Annotated in this window: 9 protein-coding genes; 4 read left to right on the top strand and 5 right to left on the bottom strand. The window is 67.7% G+C overall.

Annotated features, from left to right (window positions below; translation table 11 throughout):
• Positions 1–142 precede the first annotated feature (142 nt).
• Together M4D77_RS23185 and M4D77_RS23180 are read right to left on the bottom strand one after the other, a co-directional pair.
• Entirely contained in the window at positions 143–1,231 is a 1,089-nt protein-coding gene (locus M4D77_RS23185) for a 3-deoxy-7-phosphoheptulonate synthase (protein ID WP_058250736.1), read from the bottom strand.
• A 249-nt stretch (positions 1,232–1,480) separates the two neighbouring features.
• Positions 1,481–1,927 carry an Lrp/AsnC family transcriptional regulator gene (locus tag M4D77_RS23180; RefSeq protein WP_259937616.1) on the bottom strand — a complete coding sequence of 149 codons (447 nt, stop codon included), beginning with the start codon at positions 1,925–1,927 and terminating at the stop codon, positions 1,481–1,483.
• A gap of 97 nt (positions 1,928–2,024) precedes the next feature.
• On the opposite strand from M4D77_RS23180, the gene rocD reads away from it, so the two are divergent.
• Entirely contained in the window at positions 2,025–3,281 is a 1,257-nt protein-coding gene (gene rocD / locus M4D77_RS23175) for an ornithine--oxo-acid transaminase (protein WP_259937614.1), read from the top strand.
• On the opposite strand, the gene M4D77_RS23170 is transcribed toward rocD, so the two are convergent.
• The 3 genes from M4D77_RS23170 to mca are packed head-to-tail and all read right to left on the bottom strand — an operon-like array spanning position 3,247 to position 4,998.
• A complete protein-coding gene (locus M4D77_RS23170; RefSeq protein ID WP_259937612.1) occupies positions 3,247–3,750 on the bottom strand; it encodes a TspO/MBR family protein in 504 nt (167 codons plus the stop codon). The two genes, rocD and M4D77_RS23170, sit on opposite strands and share 35 nt — an antisense overlap.
• Positions 3,751–3,772: 22 nt before the next feature.
• The gene (locus M4D77_RS23165; RefSeq protein WP_058250739.1) at positions 3,773–4,102 is read right to left on the bottom strand and encodes a hypothetical protein; all 330 of its coding nucleotides are present in this window, start codon (positions 4,100–4,102) and stop codon (positions 3,773–3,775) included.
• Entirely contained in the window at positions 4,102–4,998 is an 897-nt protein-coding gene (mca, locus tag M4D77_RS23160) for a mycothiol conjugate amidase Mca (RefSeq protein ID WP_065629939.1), read from the bottom strand. Before mca ends, M4D77_RS23165 begins: the two co-directional genes overlap by 1 nt.
• A gap of 48 nt (positions 4,999–5,046) precedes the next feature.
• On the opposite strand from mca, the gene M4D77_RS23155 reads away from it, so the two are divergent.
• From M4D77_RS23155 to greA, 3 genes are all read left to right on the top strand, one after another.
• Positions 5,047–5,544, top strand: coding sequence for a DUF4307 domain-containing protein (locus M4D77_RS23155; RefSeq protein WP_259937607.1), 498 nt, complete (start codon positions 5,047–5,049; stop codon positions 5,542–5,544).
• Positions 5,541–6,314, top strand: coding sequence for a queuosine precursor transporter (locus M4D77_RS23150; protein ID WP_058250740.1), 774 nt, complete (start codon positions 5,541–5,543; stop codon positions 6,312–6,314). The genes M4D77_RS23155 and M4D77_RS23150 overlap by 4 nt, the downstream gene beginning before the upstream one ends.
• 128 nt (positions 6,315–6,442) lie before the next feature.
• The gene (greA, locus tag M4D77_RS23145) at positions 6,443–6,934 is read left to right on the top strand and encodes a transcription elongation factor GreA (RefSeq protein WP_004020945.1); all 492 of its coding nucleotides are present in this window, start codon (positions 6,443–6,445) and stop codon (positions 6,932–6,934) included.
• The last annotated feature ends 70 nt before the right edge of the window (positions 6,935–7,004 follow it).

The raw sequence follows: 7,004 nt of genomic DNA, 5'->3' as shown, positions 1-7,004 counted from the left end.
AAGGGCCTGGTGAGACACGTTGCTACACCCTTCGTGGCTCGCTTCGCTCGCACCTCAGGGAGCATGAGAATCGGACGCTCACGAGTGTTCTTTCATGGTCCACGACGGCCGCCGAGCCGCAGATACTGAGGCGAGGGAAGGGTCAGCCCCGCGCGAGCGCCGCCAGGACCTGGGCGCTGGCCTCCCAGCCCATGCACTTGTCGGTGACGGACTTGCCGTACACCAGCGGGGTGGCCTCGGTCGATTGCGCGCCGGGCTCGAGGAAGCTCTCCAGCATCACGCCGCTGACGTTCGAGGGCTCACCGGCCTCGCGCGCCGCCCGGAGTCGCGTCGCGATCTCGGTCGCGACCTCCGCCTGACGGACATGATCCTTGCCCGAATTGGCATGCGAGCAGTCGATCATGACCCGGGCGGGCAGGCCGGCCGCGGCGAGCGCCTCGGCGGCCGCCGACACCGACTCCGCGTCGAAGTTCGGGCCGCGCGTGCCGCCGCGCAGGATGATGTGGCAGTCCTCGTTGCCTGCGGTCTCCACCACGGCGCCGTTGCCGAAGTCGTCGACTCCGAAGAAGACGTGTTCGGCCGCAGCGGCTTTCACGCCGTCGATGGCGACCTGGACGTTGCCGTCGGTGCCGTTCTTGAAGCCGATCGGCATCGACAGGCCCGACGCCAGCTGCCGGTGGACCTGGGACTCGGTGGTGCGGGCGCCGATGGCACCCCACGCGACCGCGTCGGCGATGTACTGCGGGCTGGTCGGTTCGAGGAACTCACATCCGACGGGCAGACCGAGGTCGATGATGTCGAGCAGCAACGACCGGGCGGTGCGCAGGCCACGCTCGACATCGAAGGTGTTGTCCATCCCGGGGTCGTTGATCAGGCCCTTCCACCCGACGGTGGTGCGCGGCTTCTCGAAGTAGACGCGCATGACGATCTTGAGTCGCTCGGAGTAGGCATCGGCCAGCGGCGCGAGGCGCCGGGCGTAGTCGATGGCGGCGATCGGATCGTGGACCGAACAGGGCCCGACGATGACGAGCAGCCGGTCATCGCGGCCGGCGAGGATGTCGGCGATCTCGTCCCGGTCGCGCTGGACGGCGACTGCTCGTCGTGCCGAGAGGGGCAGTTCGCTGCGCACGGTGTCGGGCGACGGGATCGGACGGAACGCCCGGATGCGGCGGTCGGAGGTCGATTCGGCGTTGTCGTCGGATCGGATCGGGAGGTCCGGCAAGGTGGTCACGTTGTGTGCCTTTCGAGGTCATGCCCGTGTCGTTGTGGTGACGAGGCATGCCCTGGGTGTGGTCGGAGCCCCGCTCAAATGACAAGAGCAGCGACCGTGGGGTCGCTGCTCGGGCTCCGGGTGTGTCGTGCGCGCGTCAGGTCAACGCATCATCGTGGCCCCACCCGGAGCCTCGATAAAGCGCCAATACGCGCGCACGGTGCTGATCACGGCGACCACACTAGCACAACGGTTTCGACACCCCGATTCTCACGGGTGCCCCCGGTCGATCAGCTCGCTGAGCACGAGGATCGACTCTGATCGATCCACCGGGCCCGCCCGCCGGATGCGTTCGAGCGCCTGCTCGAGGTGCCGTACGTCGCGGGCCATCACGCGCAGGACGGCGTCGGCCTGACCGGTGACCGTCGCCGCGCCCACGACCTCCGGTATGGGCTCCCACGCCGCCTTCAACTCTTCGGGCGAGATGTTGCCCCGGCAGTAGACCAACACGTATGCCTCGGTGGTCCACTGCATCGCGTGCGGGTCGACGACCGCGGTGAAACCCCGGATGACGCCGTCGGCGACCAGGCGGTCGACGCGTCGTTTCACCGCGGGGGCCGACAACCCCACCTGCTGCCCGATCTGCTGGTAGGTCGCCCGGGCGTCCCGGGTGAGGTGCGCGAGCACCCTCTCGTCGAGGTCGTCCAGTGTCCGCAACAGACCGCTCCCCTTCGCTTCCATACCGGCGATCCGTTGCGTTCAGACGCAATCGACGTCGATTGTTTGCACCAGATCTCGACGATACCCTCGATTCATGACGATGACGAGGCCCGGCACCGGCACCCACGCCAGCGCGGGCGCACCTCTCGACGTCGTCGAACCCCATGTGGCGCAGAACTATTCGCCGATCCCGGTGACCGCGGCCACCGCCGAGGGGGCCTGGATCACCGACATCGACGGCCGTCGACACCTCGACTGTCTCGGGGCCTATTCCGCGGTCAATTTCGGCCACCGCCATCCACGCATCGTCGCCGCCGCACTCGATCAGCTGGCGCGGGTCACCCTTACCAGCCGCGCATTTCGGTCCGATCGACTCGAACCGTTCTGCGCCGCACTGGCTTCCGTGTGCGGCAAGGACATGGTCCTGCCGATGAACACAGGTGCGGAGGCGGTCGAATCCGGGATCAAGGTCGCCCGCAAGTGGGGTTACGACGTCAAAGGCGTACCCGACGGCCGCGCCACGATCGTGGTGGCCTCCGGGAACTTCCACGGCCGCACGACGACGATCGTCTCGTTCAGCGACGACCCCGAGGCGCGCGCCGGATTCGGCCCCTACACACCGGGATTCGTTCGCGTCCCGTTCGGCGACCTGGCTGCCCTCGATGCCGCGATCGACGAGAACACGGTGGCCGTCCTGCTCGAACCCGTCCAAGGCGAAGCCGGCGTCGTCGTGCCTCCCGACGACTACCTGCCCGGCACGCGGGCCCTCTGCTCCGAACGCGGCGTGCTGTTCATCGCCGACGAGATCCAGTCCGGTCTGGGCCGCACCGGTAGGACCTTCGCAGTAGAGCACTGGGGCGTCGAACCCGACGTCTACCTGCTGGGGAAGGCACTCGGCGGCGGGCTCCTACCGGTGTCGGCGGTGGTTGCCGACCACGACGTCCTCGGCGTCCTGCATCCCGGTCAGCACGGATCGACCTTCGGCGGTAACCCGCTCGCCGCGGCCGTCGGTCACACCGTCGTCGACATGCTCGCCGACGGGACCTGGCAACGACGGGCGGCGGAACTGGGCGATCATCTGCACGCCCGACTGCGCGACTTCGTCGGGAACGGGGTGGTGGCGGTGCGCGGCCTCGGCCTGTGGGCAGGGATCGATCTCGACCCCGCGCTCGGCACCGGCAAGGACTTCTGTCTGCGGCTGTCCGAACGCAATGTCCTCGCCAAGGACACCCACGGCTCGACGCTGCGACTCGCACCGCCGCTCGTGGTCACGGAATCCGAGATCGACTGGGCGATGGACCGATTCGCCGCGACGCTCAGGCAGGCACCGGTGACCGCCGACCACGATTGAGCCACCAGGTGCTCGTCGAGAGCACGGTGGCGAACGCGCACCACGCCGGGTAGGCGGCCAGCGCGGCACCTGCCGTCCGGTTCGTCCGTGCGGTGCGCCGGGCGAGGTCGGCACTGCTCACGGTGAGCGCCGCGGCCGCGACCGACGCGGTTCCCAGGGCGCCCCGGCCGAAGTAGATCCAGCTCCACCCGCCGTTGAGCACGAGGTTGGCGCCGAGCGCCGCGAGATACCGCTGCCGTTGTTCGTGGTCGCCGTCGTCGGCCAGGTCGTCGAGGGTGACCGCCGAGGTCACCGCGAGGTCGGCGTAGAGCGAGGTCCAGGCGAGCGGAAACGCCCAGTTCGGCGGCACGAAGGACGGTTTCGCCAGCTTCGGATACCAGGTCTCGACCGCCGGCTTGGTGACCACACTGCCGATGGCTGCCGCCGCAGCGGTCGCGAGTGACGTCCCGATCAGAGTGGAGATGCGCATGACTCCACTTCTACGCCTCGACTCAGGTGTCGGCGGGCCGCCGGTCGTCGGTGCCAGCGGCACTGGTGGCACCCGGGGTCCCGGGCGGGTTCGGTGCGACCGCGTCCGAACCGGCCGGGCCCGGCGAATCGGTTCCCTCGTCGAAGGCCTGGTCGGCCTCCGGGTGTTCGGCGTCGAAGGACGCGGGCAGCTTCTTCAGCTGCCGGTTCATCGACCAGATGAGGAACGCGGTCCCGACGAGCAGCAACAGGATCACGAGAAGGCCCAGCGGAGAGGCCTTGCCGAACTCCGGTCCCTGGGGTTCCTGCGCCAGGACCATCAGGGTGTCGTTCACGACGGTGCTGGTGCCCATCACGCCTCGATCCCGGCGAAGAGATCGGTCTCCGGCAACGCGGTCTTGACCCGGGTCCGGGCGAGCTCGAACTCCTCCGTCGGCCACAGGCGTTGTTGCCACTCCAGCGGCACCGCGAAGAACACCCCGTTCGGATCGATCTGCGTGGCGTGGGCGCGCAGCGCGTCGTCACGCTGCGGGAAGTACTTGGAGCACTCGACCTGGGTCGTCACACGGCCCATCAGATCGCCACGGCTCGGGTCCCACTTGCTGAGCCACTCGGCGAACGGACTCTCCTGGCCGTGCCGCGCGAACTCGTCGGAGAACAGGACCATCCGGTCCCGGATGAACCCGTGGGTGTAGTAGAGCTTCGACACCGTCCACGGGTCGCCGGCGTCCGGGAACGCGTCCGGATCGCCGGACTGCTCGTACGCCGCGACCGACACCTCATGGCAGCGGATGTGATCGGGATGCGGATATCCGCCGTGCTCGTCGTAGGTGACGATCACGTGCGGGCGGAACTCGCGGACCACACGCACCAAGGCCTCGGTGGCCTCGTCGAGCGGCACCGTGGCGAAGGAACCCTCCGGAACAGGCGGGAGCGGGTCGCCCTCGGGGAGGCCCGAGTCGACGAAGCCGAGCCATGTCTGTCGGACGCCGAGCGCCTCGGCGGCCTTGGCCATCTCCTCGCGACGGACCTCGGTCATCCGCTCTTTGATGCCCGGGCGGTCCATCGCCGGATTCAGGATGTCGCCACGCTCACCGCCGGTGAGTGTGACGACGAGCACTTCGTTGCCCTCGGCCGCATACTTCGCGGTCGTGGCGGCACCCTTGCTCGACTCGTCGTCTGGGTGCGCGTGCACCGCCATCAGCCGGAACACACCCGACTTGGGGTCGCCGACGTGGGATTCGGTCACAGTTCCTCACCTTCGGATCGCTACTCCTCCCATGGTAGGTATTGACGCGTGAACAGTTCGGACGGGGGCGCCGCAGACGCCGGTGACGCGCCGCGCGCGACACCCGACAACTCGCGACCGCACAGCGGTCCGCGCGCCACCTATCCGGAGCGTTCGGAGACCGCCTCTGGGCGTCGTCGCTGGTTCATCGCCCTGTCGATCCTGGTCGTCGCAGCCGGGGTGGCGCTCGCGGTGATCGGCTACAACCGGTTCTCCACGGCCGATGTCACCGGCGAGGCCACCGGATACGAGATCCTCGACGACTCGACGGTCGCGGTGCAGTTCACCGTCGAACGGTCCGACCCGAGCCGTCCGGCGGCCTGCGTCGTGCGCGGACGCTCCCGAGACGGCAGCGAGACCGGCCGCCGCGAGATCCTCGTCCCCGCCGACTCCGCAGATCGCATCGGCGTCCGCACCGAGATCACGACGTCGAAACCACCGGTCATCGGCGAGGTCTTCGGGTGCACCCTGGACGTGCCGGCCTACCTGAAGCCGTCGGCCTCGTGACCGCCGCGTCCACCGGCAGCGAGCTGCCGTCGCCGCGCGCCGCCTTCGCCTCCATCGGCAGCCGCTATTTCCCCCTTCTGGTCGCCGTCTTCGTCGGCGTCATGCTCATCAGCAACGTCACCGGCACCAAGGGCGTCGTACTGTTCGACGAATGGCTGCAGGTCGATCTCGGGCCGATCCAGATGGACGGCCTGGTGACCGACGGCGCCTTCTTCCTGTTCCCGCTCGCGTACGTGCTGGGCGACGTGATCAGCGAGGTCTACGGGTTCCGTGCCATGCGCCGGACGATCCTCGCCGGGTTCGCGGTCCTGATTCTCGCGTCGTTGTGTTTCTGGTTGACCATTCACCTGCCGGCCGCCGAATTCTACGAAGGCCAGGCGGCTTTCGAGACGGTTGCCGGGGTCGTCCCACAATTCCTGCTCGCCGGATTGGCCGGTTATGTCGTGGGCGAATTCCTCAATTCCTTCGTCCTGGTCAAAATGAAGGAACGCGCCGGGGAAAATCGGCTCTGGGCGCGTCTGCTGGGTTCGACGATTGTCGGCCAGTTGGCCGACACCATCGTCTTCTGTTCGATCGCCGCCACCGCCCTGGGTATCTCGACCTGGGGAGATTTCGTCAATTACACGATCGTCGGATTCGTCTGGAAAACACTCGTCGAGGTCATCCTCATGCCTGTGACGTATTTCGTTGTGGGATGGCTGAAACGGATGGAACCGACGTATCAGGACGCTCTCGGCGCGCTGTCGCGCGGTAGTACCGATGTGCCATAGGTCTCACCACCTGGTACCCTGAACGGATACACGGCTCCGCGAGGGGTCGTGTTGCTGCATTTTCAGCAGTCCATATGCCCCTGGTGTAAACGGTCGCCCGGGGCGCGGACAACACAAAGGAGTGACCGATGACCGACACCCAGGTGACCTGGCTGACCCAAGAGTCGCATGACCGCCTCAAGAGCGAGCTCGATTCGTTGATCGCCAACCGTCCGGTCATCGCCGCCGAGATCAACGAGCGTCGCGAAGAAGGCGACCTCAAGGAGAACGGTGGCTACCACGCCGCTCGCGAGGAGCAGGGCCAGCAGGAAGCGCGTATCCGCCAGCTGCAGGAACTGCTGAACAACGCGAAGGTCGGCGAGGCGCCGACCCAGTCCGGCGTCGCACTGCCCGGTTCCGTTGTGACCGTCTACTACGACGGTGACGAGAAGGACACCGAGACGTTCCTCATCGCCACCCGCGAGGAGAGCGGCCAGGGCGGCCTGGAGACCTACTCCCCGAGCTCCCCGCTCGGTGCCGCCCTCATCGACGCCAAGGTCGGCGAGACGCGCGAGTACTCCGTGCCCAGCGGTGCCACCATCAAGGTGACCCTGGTCAGCGCGGAGCCCTACCACGGCTGATCGGACGACGAACACAACCCGGGACGGTATGACCGTCCCGGGTTTCGTGTTTTCGGGGGTTCTCGTCCGT

It is taken from the genome of Gordonia sp. p3-SID1431, assembly GCF_025143765.1.
In the GTDB taxonomy this organism is placed as follows: domain Bacteria; phylum Actinomycetota; class Actinomycetes; order Mycobacteriales; family Mycobacteriaceae; genus Gordonia; species Gordonia hongkongensis.
The sequence above is the reverse complement of the archived record's forward strand: the minus strand, read 5'-3'. Positions and strand labels throughout refer to the sequence as shown.

Bases quoted from the DNA above. Each gene is read 5' to 3' on its own strand.
- greA (WP_004020945.1), top strand. From the start codon at position 6,443: ATGACCGACACCCAGGTGACCTGGCTGACCCAAGAGTCGCATGACCGC.
- M4D77_RS23170 (WP_259937612.1), bottom strand. From the start codon at position 3,750: ATGCGCATCTCCACTCTGATCGGGACGTCACTCGCGACCGCTGCGGCG.
- M4D77_RS23165 (WP_058250739.1), bottom strand. From the start codon at position 4,102: ATGGGCACCAGCACCGTCGTGAACGACACCCTGATGGTCCTGGCGCAG.
- rocD (WP_259937614.1), top strand. From the start codon at position 2,025: ATGACGATGACGAGGCCCGGCACCGGCACCCACGCCAGCGCGGGCGCA.